At 47.4% G+C, this 20099-nt stretch carries 16 protein-coding genes and 1 pseudogene; 14 read left to right on the forward strand and 3 right to left on the reverse strand.

From position 1 onward, the window contains the following. Nucleotides 1-55 precede the first annotated feature (55 nt). Nucleotides 56-1324 carry a BaiN/RdsA family NAD(P)/FAD-dependent oxidoreductase gene (locus tag BLV50_RS23720; protein WP_072734857.1) on the reverse strand — a complete coding sequence of 423 codons (1269 nt, stop codon included), beginning with the start codon at nucleotides 1322-1324 and terminating at the stop codon, nucleotides 56-58. 169 nt (nucleotides 1325-1493) lie between these two features. Here BLV50_RS23720 and BLV50_RS23725 point away from each other — a divergent pair, with 169 nt between their 5' ends. The 3 genes from BLV50_RS23725 to nadE all read left to right on the forward strand — a co-directional run bounded on the left by BLV50_RS23725 (nucleotide 1494) and on the right by nadE (nucleotide 4765). Beyond that, a complete protein-coding gene (locus BLV50_RS23725) occupies nucleotides 1494-3215 on the forward strand; it encodes a two-component system sensor histidine kinase NtrB (RefSeq protein ID WP_083584801.1) in 1722 nt (573 codons plus the stop codon). Nucleotides 3216-3383: 168 nt separating this feature from the next. Then, the gene (locus BLV50_RS23730; protein WP_053779648.1) at nucleotides 3384-3818 is read left to right on the forward strand and encodes a BrxA/BrxB family bacilliredoxin; all 435 of its coding nucleotides are present in this window, start codon (nucleotides 3384-3386) and stop codon (nucleotides 3816-3818) included. 137 nt (nucleotides 3819-3955) lie between these two features. Next, nucleotides 3956-4765: an ammonia-dependent NAD(+) synthetase gene (nadE, locus tag BLV50_RS23735; RefSeq protein ID WP_090810328.1), complete on the forward strand. Its 810-nt coding sequence runs from the start codon at nucleotides 3956-3958 to the stop codon at nucleotides 4763-4765. Between the two features lie 99 nt (nucleotides 4766-4864). Here nadE and BLV50_RS23740 read toward each other — a convergent pair whose 3' ends face one another. Next, on the reverse strand, nucleotides 4865-5680 hold the full coding sequence (locus BLV50_RS23740; RefSeq protein ID WP_064642409.1) for an alpha/beta hydrolase: 816 nt from the start codon (nucleotides 5678-5680) through the stop codon (nucleotides 4865-4867). A gap of 186 nt (nucleotides 5681-5866) precedes the next feature. On the opposite strand from BLV50_RS23740, the gene acpS reads away from it, so the two are divergent. Both acpS and mutY read left to right on the forward strand, forming a co-directional pair. After that, nucleotides 5867-6286 carry a holo-ACP synthase gene (acpS, locus tag BLV50_RS23745; protein WP_090810330.1) on the forward strand — a complete coding sequence of 140 codons (420 nt, stop codon included), beginning with the start codon at nucleotides 5867-5869 and terminating at the stop codon, nucleotides 6284-6286. Nucleotides 6287-6341: 55 nt separating this feature from the next. Beyond that, nucleotides 6342-7697 carry an A/G-specific adenine glycosylase gene (mutY, locus tag BLV50_RS23750; protein ID WP_090810332.1) on the forward strand — a complete coding sequence of 452 codons (1356 nt, stop codon included), beginning with the start codon at nucleotides 6342-6344 and terminating at the stop codon, nucleotides 7695-7697. Between the two features lie 185 nt (nucleotides 7698-7882). Here mutY and BLV50_RS23755 read toward each other — a convergent pair whose 3' ends face one another. Further along, on the reverse strand, nucleotides 7883-8494 hold the full coding sequence (locus tag BLV50_RS23755) for a superoxide dismutase (protein ID WP_024632995.1): 612 nt from the start codon (nucleotides 8492-8494) through the stop codon (nucleotides 7883-7885). 538 nt (nucleotides 8495-9032) lie between these two features. On the opposite strand from BLV50_RS23755, the gene BLV50_RS23760 reads away from it, so the two are divergent. The 9 genes and pseudogenes from BLV50_RS23760 to BLV50_RS23800 all read left to right on the forward strand — a co-directional run bounded on the left by BLV50_RS23760 (nucleotide 9033) and on the right by BLV50_RS23800 (nucleotide 20022). Next, nucleotides 9033-9458 carry a GNAT family N-acetyltransferase gene (locus tag BLV50_RS23760; protein ID WP_024632996.1) on the forward strand — a complete coding sequence of 142 codons (426 nt, stop codon included), beginning with the start codon at nucleotides 9033-9035 and terminating at the stop codon, nucleotides 9456-9458. A gap of 423 nt (nucleotides 9459-9881) precedes the next feature. Further along, nucleotides 9882-10487 (forward strand): signal peptidase I, encoded by a 606-nt coding sequence (gene lepB / locus BLV50_RS23765; protein WP_256338032.1) that lies wholly within the window; start codon nucleotides 9882-9884, stop codon nucleotides 10485-10487. A gap of 178 nt (nucleotides 10488-10665) precedes the next feature. Then, nucleotides 10666-12504, forward strand: coding sequence for a tRNA epoxyqueuosine(34) reductase QueG (gene queG / locus BLV50_RS23770; protein ID WP_090810334.1), 1839 nt, complete (start codon nucleotides 10666-10668; stop codon nucleotides 12502-12504). A 15-nt stretch (nucleotides 12505-12519) separates the two neighbouring features. Further along, on the forward strand, nucleotides 12520-13551 hold the full coding sequence (locus tag BLV50_RS23775; RefSeq protein ID WP_063568445.1) for an HD-GYP domain-containing protein: 1032 nt from the start codon (nucleotides 12520-12522) through the stop codon (nucleotides 13549-13551). Nucleotides 13552-13774: 223 nt separating this feature from the next. Further along, nucleotides 13775-14038: a YneF family protein gene (locus tag BLV50_RS23780; protein ID WP_072734850.1), complete on the forward strand. Its 264-nt coding sequence runs from the start codon at nucleotides 13775-13777 to the stop codon at nucleotides 14036-14038. Nucleotides 14039-14117: 79 nt separating this feature from the next. After that, nucleotides 14118-14711 (forward strand): GTP cyclohydrolase I FolE, encoded by a 594-nt coding sequence (gene folE / locus BLV50_RS23785; RefSeq protein ID WP_063568443.1) that lies wholly within the window; start codon nucleotides 14118-14120, stop codon nucleotides 14709-14711. A 307-nt stretch (nucleotides 14712-15018) separates the two neighbouring features. Continuing rightward, nucleotides 15019-15821 (forward strand): annotated as a pseudogene (locus tag BLV50_RS23790) (biotin/lipoate A/B protein ligase family protein). A 70-nt stretch (nucleotides 15822-15891) separates the two neighbouring features. Beyond that, nucleotides 15892-16116 (forward strand): hypothetical protein, encoded by a 225-nt coding sequence (locus BLV50_RS23795; RefSeq protein WP_053779639.1) that lies wholly within the window; start codon nucleotides 15892-15894, stop codon nucleotides 16114-16116. Nucleotides 16117-16386: 270 nt separating this feature from the next. Next, the gene (locus BLV50_RS23800; protein WP_090810336.1) at nucleotides 16387-20022 is read left to right on the forward strand and encodes an S-layer homology domain-containing protein; all 3636 of its coding nucleotides are present in this window, start codon (nucleotides 16387-16389) and stop codon (nucleotides 20020-20022) included. Nucleotides 20023-20099 lie beyond the last annotated feature (77 nt).

The raw sequence follows: 20099 nt of genomic DNA on the forward strand, positions 1-20099 counted from the left end.
AATAAACTTACGTGATGTGGCCCCTAACTCTGTCCATCAACATCCTATGTTCAAGTCATGAGCGAGCGTTTTTATACTCTGCAGCATGCATGCCAGCCGTGTACCCCGTAGAGAAGGCAGCGGTAATATTATAGCCTCCCGTGTAGCCGTGAATATCCAAAACTTCACCGCAAAAGAATAGTCCCGGCAGCAGCTTGGATTCCATTGTTTTGGGGTATATTTCCTTTAAGTGGATTCCCCCACCAGTCACAAAGGCTTCTTTGAGAGAACGAGTTCCGTCTACGCGGAAGGTGAAATCTTTCATTAACCCCACTAATGCACTTAACATGCCTTTGGGGAAATGGTGAAATGTGAGGTCTTCGCTGATCTCTGCACGCTTCATCATCAATGGAATCATGCGCTCAGGAACCCATGTTTTGAGTATGTTTTTGACGGCCTTTCGGGATTCCTGCTCCAGCACCTGCTGAACCTGGGCTTCCAGAGCACCGGGGGACAGATCGGGGAACAGATCAATACTCATCGTGACCTGAGGGTTCCCAGATTTCATTTGCACCTTGCGAATGAACTGGCTGCAACGAAGCGCGATCGGTCCTGATACGCCGAAATGGGTGAAGATCATATCTCCGCGATGGGAGATAACCGATTTGCCTTTGGCATCTAGAACAGATAACCCGACATCTCGCAAGGACAAGCCTTGCAGTTCTTTGGATTGAATCCAGCTCTCGCCAGATACAATCGGTACTTCCGTCGGATACAGCTCTGTAATCGTATGTCCAGCCCCTTCAGCCCAAGGGTAGCCATCCCCGGTTGATCCGGTTTGAGGAACTGATTTACCCCCGGTAGCGATAATAACAGAGCGTGCAAGTATCGTTGTACCAGAAGCTAGCTTCACGCCCTGCACGTGTTGACCGTTCTGAATTAATTCCTTAACCGGCTGTTTGGTGCGAATCTCTACCCCAAGGGAAACAATTTTACCAACCAACGCATCAACGACCGTTTTGGCTTTATCGGTTACCGGGAACATTCTCCCGTTATCTTCCTCTTTCAGGGCAATACCGAGATTTTCAAAAAACCGCATAATTCCCTGATTGTCCAGATTCTGAAATGAACTATATAAAAAGCGTCCATTGCCCGGAATATGCCGGATTAGTTCATCCGTCTCCTTGGCATTGGTCACATTGCAGCGACCGCCGCCAGAGATCCCGAGTTTACGGCCGAGTTGATCTCCTTTATCCAGCAGAAGCACCGAGGCTCCATGCTCGGCAGCGGCAACACAGGCCATGAGGCCCGCAGATCCACCGCCAATTACAATGACATCATACATGCATTATTACCCTCTTTTTTCATTGATTTTGTCTGTTTTCCGAAAACCCTGTCTACTCCTGCCTGTTTATGAAACAATACAAATGTATTAGCAGTTCTATTATGCAGTCTTAAGGGATATATTGTAATATACTGTCGCCTATGTTTTAATCAGAAATACATGAGGGAATGTGCAGGCAGAGGAGGGAGATGGCATTGTGGTTGCGTTGAAGGACATTCTTTTACAAATACTGCTTGCAGGAGCTGCGGTATTCCTGATTCCATTATTGCACTTGGGGCTCTCCAAGCAAGCGGTCGCCAAGGCAGGATATCATAGGATGGTACAGACCAGTTTTGCCGCGACCAGTGTGGTGAGCATGTTGCTATGTCTGCTTTTTGCCCACTATGGGAGTCCGGTGTCAGTTCCCATCTCCTTGGGCATTGTGCCCCTGACGCTAGTCATATTGTATTGCAGGCCTCGCATTGGTCTAACGCTGTCTCTTCTCCAGATACTCTTCTATTTTCTCTTTGCGCATCCCTATAATCTGTACGGATTTCTACTTCAAACGGGCATCCTTCTCTATCCTATTGTATGGTTGTCAGCCAAACGATTCAAGCATTATACACGTTCACGCAAAATGGCAACAGTTATCGCCTTAATAACGGCAGAGCTGGTTGTGTCCAGTGTACTGTATATTCCATTGATGGAAAGCCAGCCAACATTCTCAATAGTACAGTGGGTATTGCTAGCGCTGGGATATACCATCGGTGCAGTTATTGCTGGAAGTCTTAGTATGCTCTGGATTGAACAGATGCAACATCACCGGGGGCTTGAGCAACATTTGTCTGAAGTTCATCATAGATACATAGCCGAAACGGAAAAGCTTAACCAAATTCTGAATGCTGTTCCTTTATCCATCGCAACCGTAGATAAGGAAGGGACCGTGCAGTTCGTCAATGATACGATGGAGCAAACGGCGCGGGATCAACTGCCTTGCACAACCACACCAGATTTGATTGGGCAACCAGCGAGTCAGTTTGTCGAACAAGCCCAGGCAGACAAGATGGAGAGCAGTATTCGTAAAGCCATTGTTCATGGAGAAGTGAGTGGGCTAACAGTGCGTTACGGTTCAAACGTGTTCCAATCCCGGACGGTTCCCATCTACGCGTATTCAGCAGAACTGCCAAGAGAGGCTATCGGAGCCATGTTGATCATTCAGGATATTACTGAGCTTGAAATGCTGCGGAGCGAGCTCGATAATGTGGATCGCCTCAGTCTTGTCGGCCAAATGGCCGCAAGTATTACCCATGAAGTACGGAATCCGATGGCGGTTGTGCGTGGTTTTCTTCAATTAATGCAGGAAAAGAGTCCAGAGTCCCTGGATCACTATTACCGGATCGTTCTGGAAGAGCTTGATCGGGCGAATAGCATTATTAATGATTTTCTGTCATTGGCTCAGAATCGAATTGCCGAGAAAGAAGAATCCCAGCTGCATGATATCATCCATGAACTAAGTCCTTTGTTATGGGCGGATGCAAATTTGCGAGGTCAGAGTATTGAATTTATGCTGGCTCACAATGTGCCGAAGCTGCATCTAAATTCAAAGGAAATCAAACAAGTGGTACTTAATCTGGCTCGTAACGGGATGGAAGCCATGAATGAAAAAGGGGTACTTACACTTGAGACCCGGTTGGTGGATGACACCGTGGAGCTGTGTGTGCGAGATACAGGCCCAGGAATACCTAGAGTGAAGCAGGAGAAGCTGTTCGAACCTTTTTTTACGACCAAAGCCAAAGGAACCGGACTGGGATTATCCATGTGTCTGAGTATTATTGAACGGCATAACGGAACCATTACCGTCGAATCGGAGGAAGGGAAGGGTACAACTTTCAAGGTTGCATTTCAACGCTGAACTTTAAGCATGTTTTGCCAAGGAATGAGACATAATATTGAAGGAGAAGCCTTTCCGCAGGCGGTGTTTGAACCTTGCTTTCATTGATTAGGGATGTATAATAGGAATAGCACAAAAGCATTTAATTTTTTAAATAATAGAACTCACATGTTTAAGGAGTGAAACCGAATGTCTATGTCATTTGATCAATACATGAAAGATATGGTTCAACCGATGCGGGATGATCTGACTCGTTTGGGAATTCAGGAGTTGCGGACTCCAGAAGAAGTTGAAGCAAGTTTGCCGGATGCCAAAGGAACCGCTCTGGTTGTCATTAACTCGGTTTGCGGATGTGCCGCAGGTCAATGCCGTCCAGGTGTATCCCAAGCACTTCAACATGATATTACACCAGACCACCTGTACACAGTATTTGCTGGTCAGGACAAAGAAGCTACAGCAAAAGCACGTGAATACTTTGCACCATATCCTCCATCTTCACCTTCCATCGCTCTGATGAAAGACGGAGAACTCGTTCACTTTATTGAGCGTCATCAAGTGGAAGATCGTTCTGCGGAGGAAATTGCGGCTGAACTCACAAGTGTGTTTGACCGTTACTGCCGTTAATTAGCTCAAGCAACGCCCCGCCTTTCGGATGACCGATGCCGGGGCGTTTCATTTTGAGCGAATAGGGTTATTTAACCATTCGGACCTTTCAAAATGGACATCAAATTTCATTAATTTAGAAACGGGGTGTGTGAACGATGAGTTTGCAACAACAGATCATCGCTGAATTGAAGGTTAAACCAAGCATTAATGAAGAAGAGGAAGTGCGCAAGCGCGTTGACTTTCTCAAAACCTATGTGAAAAATGCCAATTCCAAAGGGTTGCTTATTGCAATCAGTGGCGGGATTGACAGCGCTGTAGCTACGGCAATTTGCAAAAAAACAACGGACGAGCTTACAGCTGAAGAGAATAAGGAATACAAAACGCTGGGTGTATTCCAGCCTTACGGTGAGCAATCGGACATTGACCATAGCTATGCTGTAGCAAAAGCCTACGACCTGAAGCACGTTGTGGAAACCAACATCGAAGATGCAGTGAACGAAATCGCACTCGAAGTGGAACAAGGTTTCAAATCCATGGGCAGCCCGCGTCATATGACTCATCAAGGCAAAGGGAATGTGAAAGCAAGAACCCGTATGGTGATGCAATATGCTCTGTCCTTTGAGGAAAACCTGTTGGTTGTCGGAACAGACCATGCTTCTGAAGCCATCACGGGCTTTTACACCAAGTGGGGTGACGGCGCCGTGGATATTACACCACTGAGCAGCCTGAACAAACGTCAAGTGCGTCAGCTGGCTGCGTATTTAAACGTGCCACAGGCCATTTTGGACAAGGCTCCATCAGCGGGACTCTGGGAAGGCCAGACTGATGAAGATGAACTGGGCATTTCGTATGAAGCGAACAGTGACTATCTGGAAGGCAAACAGATTGATCCGGCTGCACAGGAGCGTCTTGAAGCATTCTACACACGTACCCATCACAAACGTAATGCCATTCCTGGCATCTAATATGGATTGCAAGCATGCCATGATATGATATGGGCAATGCAAGTATCTGAACAGCAAAGAGTCACTGCATAAGGCAGCGACTCTTTTTGTTATGCAAGATTAGTTAATCCAAGTTGCGATCTGGCGAAGTGTTTCGGCGATCGCCTGCTCAAGCTGCTTCGTCGATTCCTTGAATGGATGCACAGTATTAAAAGTATGATTACCGCCGGGAATCTGGTGCCACGGGATATCCGGGCGAGCCTGAACCAGTGCGGCCGAGCCGTCACGCAGCCGTGTGCCGTCCTCTGTTCCCTGAATAAGTGCCACACGCAGAGGGGAAGAAGCCAAACGATCAATGATGGCGTAACGCTCCTTATGCACGTCCAAGTCTTCCAGAATGGACACGTCCAGAGGCATCTGCTGGCCAGTTCGCCCGTTCGTGACATGGCTGCGGCCCTGTGTGCGCATTTCTTCTTTTTGCTCAGGGGTAAAGAGATCCAAGTTGGTTACACCGTTCCAGGAGAGTACACCTGCAATCTGTTCGGGATGATCCAGCGCGTACACGAGGCTTACGCCTGCACCGCGGCTATGTCCAAGTAGAAATACCGGCAGTCCGTGGAGTTCTGGCTGTGTGGACACATAATCAAGCAGTGTTGCCAAGTCGGCAAGCTCCCGGCTGTACGTATTGACTGCAAACTTTTCAAGTTCAGAAAATTGCTCTAGATCTTCTCCAACTCCGTTGTGAGAGAAATTGAAGGTCAGGACGTGATAGTTCTCGCTTAGCTGGGATGCAGTGTAGGGGAACATGCCCCAGTCTTTGAAGCCTTTGTAACCGTGAGCTAGGATAATGATTCCTTGAGCGGGTTGCCGTGCAGTGAATATATTTCCGCGAATGACGGCATCTTCGCCTGCAGGCAGTTCAAATGCTGTGGACATATCTTATTCCTCCTAAAGTTTCTTCTATTCCCGATTCATATTTTAACATAAATGGTAATGTGGACGAAGGTACTCGCATCCATGCGCGCCTCCTGCTACAATAGAATACGTGTTCGGATAAGTTACGGATCAGATGACCGAATGGAGATCGTTTACAGCATAAAAGGTTAAGCGGGTGAAGCGTTAATGATATATGGCATTGGAAATGACGTACTGGAGATTGGGCGTATGCGCAGGCTGTTGTCAGGTCAACACGCCGAAGCGTTTATGAAGCGGATTTTAACGCATGCAGAGCAGGAGATTGCGGAGCATCGGGGAAAACGGATGGTGGAGTTTGTATCTGGTCGATTTGCAGCGAAGGAAGCTGTGTCCAAGGCATTTGGCTGCGGCATTGGAAGCATGATGAGTTTTACCGACATTGAAGTGCTGCCTGATGCGAAAGGACGTCCCGTTGCCACACTGTCTGATGAAGCGTGGGAACGACTGCAACTGCCATACGGCAAGCAGTATGATATTCACTTGAGTATTACTCACCAGACGGAGCTGGCTGCGGCCTTTGCTATTGTAGAGCAGATGGGGAAGACGTTGCCTGAATCTGAACAGTAACAATGTGGGAGAACGTGTGAAGAACGTAAGCATGGTAACAGGAGAGGACGGGAATATGGGTTTATTGGAACAGAAACGACATTTCAGTGTGAATTTGCTGGATTGGTATATGGTCAACAGACGGGATTTGCCGTGGCGTCGCCACAACAATCCTTATTTCACGTGGGTATCGGAAATTATGCTGCAACAGACTCGGGTGGATACGGTGATCCCGTATTTCAACCGTTTTATTGGGAATTTTCCGACTGTACAGGCTTTGGCTGAAGCACCGGAAGAAGAGGTCTTGAAAAATTGGGAGGGGCTCGGATATTATTCGCGTGCCCGCAATCTTCAAGCAGCTGCCAGACAAGTCATGGAGCTGCACGGTGGGGAGATGCCACAGGACAAGCAGGCAGTCTTTGCGTTAAAAGGGGTGGGCCCGTATACAGCCGGGGCCATTCTCAGCATTGCCTTCAACCAGCCGCAGCCAGCGGTGGATGGCAATGTGATGCGGGTCCTGTCCCGATACTTCCTCATTGATGAGGACATTATGAAGGGCAGCACCCGGGTGTTGATGGAAGAGCTCGCGGGAGAGCTCATTCCAGAAGGGCGTGCGCGTGATTTCAATCAGGCGCTGATGGAACTTGGCGCACTGGTGTGCACGCCCAAAGCGCCGCACTGCCTGACTTGCCCGGTCATGGAGCAATGTTCCGGCCGCATCGCCGGACGGGAGCTCACGCTGCCGGTCAAGACCAAGGCGAAGCCGCCGCGCCCTGAGCAGCGGCTGGTCGCCATTGTGGAGGGCCGCGGTGCTCATCGCGGCCGTGTGCTTGTGCGCCAGCGCCCAGCGACGGGCCTATTGGCCCGCATGTGGGAGCTGCCGCATGTGCTGGCGGCGCCCGCCACAGCTGGCAAGAAGGCGGGTCCGCTGGCAGATGAGCCGGCCATGGCTTTGCTGGCCGGCAGTCTGTGGGCGGAAGGCTTCGCTGCCCGCCCGGAAGGGCTGGCTACCCATGCGGAGCATGTGTTCAGCCACATTGTCTGGAGCCTGCAGGTATACAAATGCACCGAGCAGGACCAGAGTAACGAGCTTCCGCTGATCGCCGCGGAAGCCAGAGCCGCCTACGACGCACAGGCGGCAACAAGGGAGGGCACAGCCGCATCATCAGCTGTGTCACCTGAGTCAGCCACATCGCCATCGGAGCCGGGCACTCCTCATGCACAGAACATCTCAACATCGCTTAACGATGGAGAGCTGCTCGCACCATCTGACGTTAGTGACCAGGCGCTGAGCACACTGACAGGTAAGGGTGATGGCCTGACCTATCGCTGGATTGGTCCAGAAGATATGGACAAAATGGCATTTCCGAATATATTCCTGAAGCTGATCAGCAGTTATTTTGCAGGGGCATATGACGATGTTAATGAATAGTGAAACTACTCCATACTAACCGTCTTTGAATGAGGATACTTGCTCTAAGGACTAAGGATTCTTAACTTAAAGCTCGTAGCCGTAGAAGGATTACTCATAACCCAGTGCAGCAAGCAAAAGCAAATAAAAAAAAGCCTGATTCGGTCGTGTTGACCAAATCAGGCTCTTCTATTATGCCAGCAGTCTTATTTCGCTGCAGCGTAACGTTTGTTTACTTCGTCCCAGTTGATTACATTCCAGAAAGCACCGATGTAGTCAGGGCGTTTGTTTTGATATTTCAGGTAGTAAGCGTGCTCCCATACATCCAGACCCAGAACCGGAGTCAGACCTTCGAAGAGAGGGCTGTCTTGGTTAGGTGTGCTAGTGATGGACAATTTGCCATCTTTACCAACTACGAGCCAAGCCCAACCGGAACCGAAACGAGTTGTAGCTGCTTTTGCAAAATCTTCTTTGAATTTGTCAAAGCCACCCAGTTCGCTATCGATTGCTGCTGCGATGTCTCCAGTAGGAGCGCCGCCGCCGTTAGGTCCGATGATTTCCCAGAACAGGCTGTGGTTAGCATGTCCACCACCATTGTTGCGAACGGCTGTGCGGATACCTTCAGGTACGCTGTCAAGGTTAGCAATCAGATCTTCCAAGCTTTTACCTTGCAGTTCAGGAGCGCTTTCCAGAGCTGCGTTCAAGTTCGTTACGTAAGTATTGTGATGGCGATCGTGGTGAATTTCCATCGTTTGCGCATCAATATGTGGTTCCAGTGCGTCGTTAGCGTAAGGAAGTGCTGGTAATTGAAAAGTCATAGTGAAATACCTCCTGAGATTTTTGAATTTTTGTTAAGGTCAGCATTTTGCATAATTCAATTCGAATCGCTTCCGGGACAAGTTCTAGACGAATAGGATCACTTCGATCTATATCTTGCTGAGTGAAAGTCGCTCACAGGATTTATGCAAATTGCCACAGGTACCTATGTAATAATACCCTTGTCACTAATATTAAACCGCATTCGGGCTAATTAAGCAACATTTTTGTTTATTAAGTCCCCCCAGATGTTAATCCATTCATGGGTCAGAGATAACAAACATATTTTACCCATTATGAAACTATTTATGTGATTTTAGGTGTTTAAATAGAGGGAAAATTTAATATTCGGATGTAAACGGTTACAATTAAGCGCTTTCAAAAGAAAATGCGTGTTTTATGGCGTAAAGTATGGTTTAATTGACGAAGAAGCGGTATTTTCTCGTTTTTTGTCATTATATGAACATTGGGTTTTTGGTAAAAAGGGGAGCCCCTTTTTGTAAAACCTCATCTAAGCTAACGAAAAGGGAGATTTAAGACATGCACGTTCGTTCCTTTCAGTTGAGTGATGCAAGCCAGATGACAGAGCTTCTCCAGGTTGCACTATCGGAAGAGTGTTATGAGAACACGATGGGCCCGTTTGCCCGTCAATTGTCATGGGATTCTGACCTGATCATGGTTGCGGAAGAAGAGGGAGACCTCGTCGGCGCTTTGATCGGTACGATTGACCACAACCAGGGATGCATCTATCGTATTGCGGTCCATCCAGACTATCGTCGACGCGGAGTCGGCAAAAAACTTGTCGAGGCCATGGAACAAAGGTTCCAGCAGCGTAAAGTCAGTCAAATATGGGTGGCGGGTGATGAGCACAACAAAGTGGCCATGCCTCTTTATGAAGCAATGGGTTACGGTGCCAATCAGATTATGAGCGCTTTCCAGAAACTTAGTATTTTGTCCAAAGCTTAGTTTGCATGGTTAAAAAGAAATATAAACAGATTTTCATTTTATATTAGGCGTATCTTTCAGCGTGTAACAACGTGAGGGATATGCCTTTCTATTTATATGGGTGCTATTCACCGATTATTCCCCTTTTTTCGCCACTTCTGAACGCCATTCCATTTAACTTAATCCCTGGTTTAACTGTTTTAATCCCGTTGTAATTCACCCTTCAAGTTGTGTTGGTGCTCATAACCAATTGTTTCACCCTTGCAAATGAAGTAGAATTAAAAGGATTATGATCACTCGATTTTGGTAATATCAGAACATATAAACGTGGAACGCCAGCTTCCTGATATTTTTAAGAAAAACGTTCATTATATGCGATCTGTCTGCCTTGAAAGTACGTCGATCGATGTTTTTCTTTATAAAATTGATAAACGAGGTGTCTCTTTGAACTCCAATAATCTTTCAACGGAGCATGTGGCTTCCAAGGAACGAAATGGTCCGGGAGTGCCTGATCAACCGGGGAAATCCTGGGGTGCAGAGCTTTGGGACTGGGTGAAAACGATAGTGATTGCTTTTGTAATCATGATGCTGTTGAACCTGTTTGTATTCAATCTTTCGATGGTCAAAGGTCAATCGATGCAGCCCACGCTGGTTGAGCAGGACCGTTTGTTTGTGAATAAAATTGTATACGACTTTGGGACACCGTCCCGATCGGATGTTATTGTACTTCGTGATCCAAGCGAAGGTGTGGAGAAAAAAGATTTTCTGGTTAAACGGATTGTCGGACTTCCCGGTGATACGGTTGAAGTACGGGATCATCATCTGTTCGTGAATGGGGAGCAGCAAGCGGAAACGTACACGGATACGGAGGTTCAGGACCCTGATTTTGGACCGATTACGCTGGAAGCGGATCATTACTTTGTGATGGGAGATAACCGTCATGAAGGCAAGAGCAAGGATAGCCGTGTGTTTGGCAGCATTACATCCAGTGAAATTGTAGGCAGGGCGGAGTTTATTTTTTGGCCGTTCTCGGAAATTAAAAAACTGTAAAATGTTAGCAGGACAAGGACAACAACTTCACGCTGCATTTTGCGTTAAACGATATAGACTCGGTTTCTTTCTAGCTCCGGTATGTCCGACTTGTATATCGAAATCAGCGCCTGTCCTCCCACCTGAGGCGGGCGTTCACTATTTACGGAATTAGCGTGGAAGAAGAGAGGGAATAGATATGACGAGTGTACAGACCGGAGCAGCAAAGGCAGCAGCTGTATGGGAGAAGTTAAAACAAGAGATTAAGGCAGCTGCTCCCGAGATGGGTATTGATGATATAGGATTCGCTTCGGCAGAACCATTCGTGACCTTGAAATCCATTCTGGAGCAACATCGGGCGAAAGGATTCGAGTCCGGATTTGAGGAGCCTGATATTGAGAAAAGGGTGCGTCCCGAACTAAAAGATGGAGAGCCTGCTTCGCTCATTGCTATTGCTGTTGCTTATCCATCGAAGATGGTCAATCCGCCGAAGTCGGAGCCGGGTGCATACCGCGGTATTCTGGCTCGTTCCGCCTGGGGGCAGGATTATCACCAAGTCCTGCGTGCAGCGATGGACAAGCTGGTTAACTTTATACGAGAACGCGTACCTGAAGCCATGATTGAAAGTATGGTAGATACGGGGGCGTTGGTGGACCGTGCTGTTTCCCAACGTGCGGGGATAGGATTCAGTGCCAAGAACTGTGCCATTATATCGCCCAAATTCGGTTCATGGATCTTTCTCGGCGAACTGGTCACGAATATTCCGTTTCAGCCAGATAACCCGGTGACCGAGGATTGTGGTGAATGTACGAAGTGTATTGATGCCTGTCCAACAGGAGCATTGGTGGGACCGGGACAACTGAATGCACAGCGCTGCATTTCGTTTGTGACCCAGACGAAAGGCTTCGTGGATGAAGAGTTTATGCTGAAAATTGGCAACCGTCTGTACGGTTGTGATACCTGTCAGATTGTCTGTCCGAAGAATCGGGGTAAAAACTGGGACCACCATCCCGAGTTTCATCCCGATCCGGAGATTGTAAAACCTTTGCTGATACCGCTCCTTGACATCGGTAACCGTGAATTCAAAGAGCGCTTTGGCCAAAGTTCCGCCGCTTGGCGGGGCAAGAAGCCAATCCAGCGCAACGCCGTAATTGCCCTCGGCAATTTCAAAGACAAAACCGCTGTACCGAAACTAACGGAGGTACTTAAGCGTGATCCGCGTCCCGAGCTGCGGGGAACTGCAGCTTGGGCGCTGAGCAGAATTGGAGGAGAAGACGCAATGAGAGCCATTGGGGAAGCTGCCGCTAACGAACAAGATGGGAACGTGCTAAGCATGCTGCAGAAGGCCAAGGAACGACTGAGTTCGTCCGAGACCTTACCCGATAAGCCTCAGGCAGAGCCAAAGAGTAACAATAAGCCTGAGGATCAGAAGGAACAGAATAAGACACCCGAACAGAACGGGCAGACGACAGAGCCTGCCAAACCGGAAGCTGCAGCATGGAAACCATCAGCCGTAACAGGCCTGCATGGTACGCCAGTATATTACGATGAAGTGCTGACACCGATCGGTACACTAACGCTCTGTGCCACGGATAAGGGCCTGTGTCACATTGATTTCGGTGCATTCCATGTGCGCGAGGCGCATCTGCAACAATGGGCCCGTACATGGATTGGCGAATATCGATATGAGAAAAATGAAGAGAAGCTGAGTGAAGCTGCACAGCAGTTGAAGCAGTATTTTGCAGGAGAACGAAAAGCGTTTGAACTGAAGCTCGATTTGTTTGGAACACCATTCCAGCTACAAGTATGGCAAGTCCTGTCCGATATATCTTATGGAGAGGCCTCAACACACCAACAGGTTGCGGAAATCATCGGTAGGCCCAAAGCTGTTCGAGCAGTTCTGGATGCCATTAGTAAAAATCCGATTCCGATTATTATTCCCTGTCACCGCATCAGCGGTAAAGACGGAACCCTGGTGGGTTATGTAGGTGGGCTGCAAACCAAAGAGCAATTGCTCACATTGGAGCAGCAATCGTAAGAGCGGGGGACGTTCATGAAGTATGTTAACGTGGAGAGCGTGGAAGCGGGAGAGTTTCTGGGCAAAACAGTATATTCCGGTAACGGTACGGTATTGCTGTCTGCCGGAGTCCAACTCACCGTATTTATGGTTAATACGCTGAAGCGTATTGGCGTGACCATGCTATACATCCAGGATGAAGCTTATAAAGATGTGGATACAGAAGACATTCTGGATGAAGCCACGAAAAAAGCAGTTATTAATGAAATGAGTGTAACTCTTGAATCTATCCGTTCCGGGAAGGACTGGAGCCCGAAGAAGGTCGCCATCAGCATCGATAAATTGTTGAACGATGTTCTGAATGGGCGTGAACTGCTTGTCCAGCTCACAGATATTCGGACCAAAGATAACGCACAGTATGTTCACGCCATGAATGTATGTTTGCTGTCTTCTGTCATTGGTCTGAATCTGGGGCTTAACTATGTGCAGCTCAAGGATCTAGCCGTCGGAGCTCTATTGCATGACATCGGTAAAGTGGGGGAGCCACCCGGCAGCGGTTCAGCAGCGAATTCCTCCCTGCATCACACGTGGAGAGGGTTCGAGTTGATCAAGTCCAAACGGGAGTTCAATCTGCTTGTGGCACATACAGCTCTGCAGCATCATGAGCATGTGGATGGAACGGGACAGCCGAGAGGTATCAAGGGAAAAGACATTCATCTGTTCGCCAGAATCGTCAGTGCAGCTAACACGTATGATAATCTGATCAATGGCCTTTCGGGTCGAAGGTTGCTGCCGCATGAAGCCTGTGAAGAGATGATGGCGATGTCTGGCACGAAGCTGGATCGTGACATTTTGATAGAATTCAACCGGAGTGTATCCGTTTATCCGAATGGAACAGCAGTTCGATTGTCTACCAGAGAGACCGGAGTCATTGTGCGTCAGCACCGGGGTTTGCCCGGTAGGCCGGTCATTCGGGTGGCACGTGGCAGTACACGTTATGATCTGGATGTGATTGAAGTGGATCTGGCTCAGCATACAACCGTTTTCATAGAGGCGGTACTGATGTAACTTATACGGATGTTCCTGAAAGATTTATTGAATGTTTTCGATCTGTTTTCTGGATGTTAAATTCAGTAGATAGCTGGAAAATCCGTTTGCTCAAGGCGTGCGGAAATGCTATGATAACTTTCAGGAAATCCGGTGCGTGTCATGTTTGCATTGTGAGCGTATAACATCATGTGCTGACACGGATCATCAGGCTTTTTAGATTGCATACAGAGGTGTCTAAGAGATGGAAATAGCAATACCGATTATTACATTGATTGTTGGTCTGGTCGGAGGATTTTTCATTGGGGTATACTACTTGCGGAAGCAGCTTGAGAAAATGCAAAGCGATCCCGACATGCTCCAGAAGATGGCGAAGCAAATGGGTTATAACCTGAATGGCAAGCAGATGCAGCGCGCCCAGCAGATGATGAAGAACCAGCAGCCTGGCACTAAGATGCCTCAGCCGCAACAACATCCTGCGCGTAAAAACTCGGGCCGCCGAAAATAATAGCTGTGAGTGAGCATTTTGCTTAATGCTGGAGTGAATGGCTACTTACAGCATGTGGTTCGAAAGGAGGCGTTCGGCAGTGGCTGGCGTTAAAGATTATTTGAATTCAAAAGTATCCGACAATCGGGAGAAGATCGAGTATCACATTGAGCAGATCTTGCAATTGATCGGTGAGGATAGTACGCGGGAAGGGCTGCTTGAAACGCCTGCACGCGTAACCCGGATGTATGAAGAGATTTTTGGCGGGTATGAAGTGGACCCGCGCGATGTACTTGGAGTGACGTTTGACGAGAATCATGAAGAACTGGTCATTGTGAAGGACATTGTCTATTACAGCCAATGTGAACACCATATGGCGCCTTTCTTCGGCAAGGTGCACATTGGATATGTACCGAGTGGCAAGATTGTGGGATTAAGCAAAATGGCCCGTCTGGTGGAGGCAGTTACCCGCCGCCTGCAGGTTCAAGAGCGCATTACCTCACAGATTGCCGATATTCTGACTGAAGCGGTAGAGCCGAACGGTGTCATGGTTGTCGTGGAAGGCGAGCACTTGTGCATGTGTTCCCGCGGCGTGAAGAAGCCGGGCAGCAAGACGGTAACGTCTGCGGTACGTGGTTCTTTCCGTGACAATCCGGCACAGCGTGCCGAGTTCCTGTCGCTGATGAAAGATTAAGATCGGCTCATTCCACTCGTTGGACAAGCCAGAAGCATTGGATCCTTTGGCACCATCATGTTGTTTCCATTCGGCAATTTGCTGGATCTGAAATGGCAGTATAGATGCTTGTGCCAATGGAAGCTTTCATAAATAAGCCGTGTTCCCTGGGGAACCGGCTTATTTATATATTACTTTTGCATTCATGGGGATACATAAGGATCACGTAATTATTTCAATTCATCCAGATTAGTTTAGTCGGAGGCTATCTTATATGAGTGTACCGTCCAATTCAGATCAACCCGGATCGCCGGGAATAAAGCAGCAGATGCAGCTGGATCATTCATTGCGTCTACAGATTTGGGAGACACCGCTGCTGCGGCACGGGAGCAGTGTGCTTGAAGCATTTGCTTGGGAAGAAGTCATGTGCCGCCGGGTGGGAGAGGGTCAGTTGCCCGTTGCTCATATATGGCGGCATCCAGATGCCTTTGTAGCAGGGCTACGGGATCGGAGGCTACCACAGGCGGTAGAAGCGATGGAACGCATTAGAAGCCAGGGAACAGCGGTCTGCGTTCGTCCATCCGGTGGTGCAGCAGTTCCCTTGAATCCAGGGGTGGTTAACGTTTCTTTAATTTTGCCCAACCCTGGACGAGCCATCAATATACACGATGATTTTCGGGAGATGGCCTCACTGATTGCTGAATCGCTAACACCGTGGTCGAGTCAGGCACGTACGGGGGAGATCGAAGGCGCCTTCTGTCCTGGAGATTATGATGTCAGCGTGGGTGGACTGAAATTCTGTGGTATTGCCCAGCGCAGACAGGCCAAGGCTTATATCATTACGGCCTTTATCATCGTGGAAGGACAAGAGGGGACCAATTGGCAGCAGACGTGCGTAAGTTCTATCAGGATGCAGCAGACGGTGCCAGCGAAGGCTATCCGGATGTTCGGCCCGGAACGATGGCGAGTTTGCAGGAACTGGCAGGTGTCCCTTCTGCTGCGGCGTATACAGCTTCGCTGGTACGTACACTGCGTCAGCGTTTTCCCCTGGCGGAGACGAGCCGTGTGTTGACCGTGGATCGGGAAGCCGTTAGACGGACGGCTGAGCAGATGAAACTACGTTACGATTAGGTTCAGAAGCTTGGACTTGGAATTGGGTAATAGAGATGATATGATGTGATTTCGGAAGGAGAGTGTCTACATGGAAACTTTAAGATATACGTACTTATATGAGGTCATTTCTACAGGCGAAAAGTCTGAATTCAGCCAAATGGCTACAAGCAAGGAAGAAGCAGCTGCCCTGATCGTTGCACGTATCGCTGATCTTGAATTTACAGGTGAAGAAGATATCAAGCTGGGCGATCTGATCGCAATTAGCAAACAGGTTGGCGACAACTATGTTGCCTGTGAAGGCTGCGCGTCTTAAGGTAAACGCTCTGCACAGTGGTTCTCAAATGATAAGCAAGTCTCTAGTATAGAGGCTTGCTTTTTTTGTATCTGCATTTGGATTATTCGATTCAGGCGCGCCCCGCTGAACAACAAATTGCACGGGAAGAAACATGCTTATTTGAAAGTGGTTTTGCGAAAATGCGAGAAAAGGCATATTTTCACGAAAAATGACGATAAATGTTCAGAATCCGTTCAGAGCTGATAGTTATAATCTTCCTACAACAGAAAGAGAAGGGAAGATTCGAACATGCGAAAAAAGGATCACCAGAAGCGCGCCAGGCTCCTGAGACGAATAGGGGTCGTGATATTATCGTTCCTTATGGTCTTCGGTATGCTGCCAGTTGTGTTTCAACAAGGCGTCGTTCAGGCCAAGAGTTGCTATGAAATAACGGAAACGGATTCTGATGATGTTGAATGGAAGCTCATTAGTACGCCTGAAGAGCTCTATTGCGTAAGAGAAGACTTAAACGGTAATTACAAGCTGAAGAATGATATTTCTGAAGCAGCCATGAGCACGTTTTTGAACGGAGGATCTTGGAATCCAATTGCTGACATCATAGAAGGTGAGCTTATGCCTTTTACAGGCAGGTTCGATGGGAATGGTTATTCAATTTCTGGTTTGAGAACAACAGATGATACCCATAAATCTGTGGGGCTGTTCTCAGTTTTACAAGGTGCTGAGGTTAAAAATCTTATATTAAACGATGTTTCTATAAAAGGAAATGTGATCGTAGGCGGACTTGCCGGACGGAGCATAGAGTCGCGTATTGAAGGGATCCAAATCAGTGGAAATATACAAGGGAATATGAGAGTAGGCGGTATTTCAGGTTTATCGGACGACAGTGAGTATATAAATAACAGCACTAATGTCGAGGTGATCGCCTTAGGTGAGGATGGCGACTCACTCGGGGGACTTGTTGGAGAAAGTAATAAGAGCACAATCATTGCAAATGCTGCTGAGGGTATAGTGAGTGGTTATGAGGCTATAGGTGGACTGATCGGAGAGTCGAATGATAATTTCATTCATCAGAGCTACGCTTCAGGACAGGTGACGGGTAACTACCAGGTAGGCGGCTTGATTGGCCAACTTAATTATGAATTTAGCCAAACCATTGCGGATAACTATGTGGTTGGTTCAGTGAGATCTAATGCTACAGGGGATAATGATTTTTCTGCTGAAGGTATTGGCGGCTTGTTTGGTGAAGTGAATAAAGTACGTGACTCGAGTAACAACTCTCAAATAAATGTACTTAATAATTATGTGGCGGCATCTGTAAACGTTATGTCTGATAATTCATCATCACCTATTGATGATCAGACAATAGGGTCAGTCATTGGTAATCTGAATGATCCAGAGAATCAAGTTATCTTTACTAATAACTACTATGATTTAGCCAAGAGTAGTACGAACCAGCAGAATGGTTTTAATTATGCAACGGGTCTTACTACCGAACAGATGAAACAAAATTCTAATTTCAATGGATGGGATTTCGATGGAGTTTGGACAACTCGTAACAGGATCAATGATGGGTACCCGATCTTGCGTTCATCCAAGCTTATGAATGCACCGACTCCACCACTGCCCGATCCTACAATAGATTATCTATATCCATTTCCTGTTAATGGAACAATTACCCAGTCCACATCTAAAGTTAAAGTGAAGCTTAATGAAGCCGGTAGATTTTATTTTGACAATCAATTGTATGATGAGGAAATCGTAGGACAGTCTGACGAAGATACTAAATTACATGCCTTAGCTAACCTATCTTATGTTGATCTAGAAGCCAATGAAGAGAAATCGTTCTTGTTCACAGGACTGGACGAGAACTCTTCGTATCGAGTGTTCCTGGCGGTAGAAGATAAGAATGGTCAGCTCAAGAACATGGGAGATCGGGGATATTCAACACTTGCAAACTCAACTCCTCTTCCACAAAACGTAGTGGCTACATCTGGTGATGGTCAGGTTGCCATTGAATGGACTACAGAGCCAGAATTAGATTATCGCGTGTATATGTACCAAGGAACAGCAGCACCTGAGGATCCCGATCTGTGGACGGATGTGACGGACAGTTACAGTGATGGACATATCAGTGATCTGACAAATGGGCAGTCCTATATATTTGCAGTTAGATCGTATACTTCCGATGAAGAAAATTCAGATTATGTTGCATCTAACGTTGTGATCCCGCAAGAGGAAAATAATAATGGTGGTGGATCTAATCCAGATCCAGACCCGAACTTTCCTGTACCACAGCATGTAGTGGCAACAAAAGGTGAGAAAAAGGTTACGTTAACTTGGGATCCAATCATGAACGGATTAGCTTCGGTCTATATGTACGAAGGTTCATCAGCACCAGTAGACCCTTCACAATGGGTACTTGTTACTTCTAATATTATGAATAGTAGTTGGGAAATTAATGATCTTAGAGAAGGCGAAAAATATATTTTCGCGGTTAGAGCTGTATATGAAGATGGCGTATCCGAATATGGAATATCTAATTCAGTGAAGATTAACATAACTCCATCCAATCCAGAAACGCCAGGTAATGGGGGAGGTGGGGGAGTTATTACTCCAACTCCTGTAACGCCAACAACTCCACAAGCTCCACAGAAAGAAGTAATCAAAGTGGATGTAGCGAATGGGGATCAAGCTTCAACGATCGCTTCCTTGGAGATTAATCGTACTCGAGGAACAGATGGTACGGTTAAGGATGAACTTTTTCTTGATCAGAGCAAAACGCAAACCATTATCGACCAGTTGAAACAGACAGGCTCCCGTACAGCGGTTGTCTTGATTCCAGACGCAAAAGATGAAGTATCACAGTGGGATCTGAAGCTTTCTCCACAATCGTCAGCAATGCTGGCTGAGCAAGGAGTGAATCTGGTTATTTCCAATCCTAATGTGAAGATTATCATTCCGGCGAGTTCCTTGAACGGACGCACAGATGATATTTATTTCCGTCTTGTACCGGTGAAGAAGGAATCCCAACGTTCAGAGATCCAAACGAGAGCACAGGCGAATGAGTCGATCATCCAATTCGTAGGCACAACGGATATCCAGATCATTGGACGTCCAATGACGATCGAAACGAATCTACAGAGCAGACCTGTTACGCTCATATTGCCTTTGGATGCTAATCAGGTTGCAAGTGTGAAGTCTGAGGAGCTAGGTGTATATATTGAGCATAGTGATGGAACGAAGGAGCTTGTACACGGCAAACGGGTTACCCTAAACGGTGATCATCAGCAAGGCGTCGAGATTGAAGTCAACAAATTCAGTACATTCTCCGTTGTTAAGGTCAAAGACTGGACAGACAACACATTGAAAGCACACCCTTATATTCAGGGGTACACGGATGGCAGTTTCCGGCCAGAGCGTAATGTAACTCGTGCGGAAATGGCAACATTAATCACGCGTATTCTGGGAACATCGACTCTTGAGGGAAGTCATGAATTTACAGATGTTACATCCAGTCACTGGGCAGATTCGGCTATCTCAGCAGCAGCTCAATCCGGTTATGTTCAAGGCTATACAGATGGCAGCTTCAAGCCGGATCAAGCGATTACTCGCGCGGAAATAGCTGTCCTGTTACAGCCGTTATTAACATCTGATCAGATGACTACTGCTCCGACAGCATTTACCGATGTAAACGAGCATTGGGCGCAACAAGCAGTAGAACAATTAAGTTCGGCGGGTGTAGTTACCGGATACAAGGATGGCACGTTCCGTCCAAGCCAGCCGATCACCCGCGCTGAAGCTGTTACAATGCTGAATAAGCTGATCGGTTTTCAAGCTGAAACGAATGCGGTAGGACAGTGGTCGGATGTACCCGCCACACATTGGGCTTATGAAGCGATTGAGGCAGCTTCTATCCGCAAGTAAATAGTTGTATTCAAACTCAAAGAGAGATATCTTTCAGTCATTTGGCTGGAGATATCTCTTTTTTTACATCAAATTAT

Source organism: Paenibacillus sp. 276b (assembly GCF_900107875.1).
Lineage (GTDB): Bacteria > Bacillota > Bacilli > Paenibacillales > Paenibacillaceae > Paenibacillus > Paenibacillus marchantiae.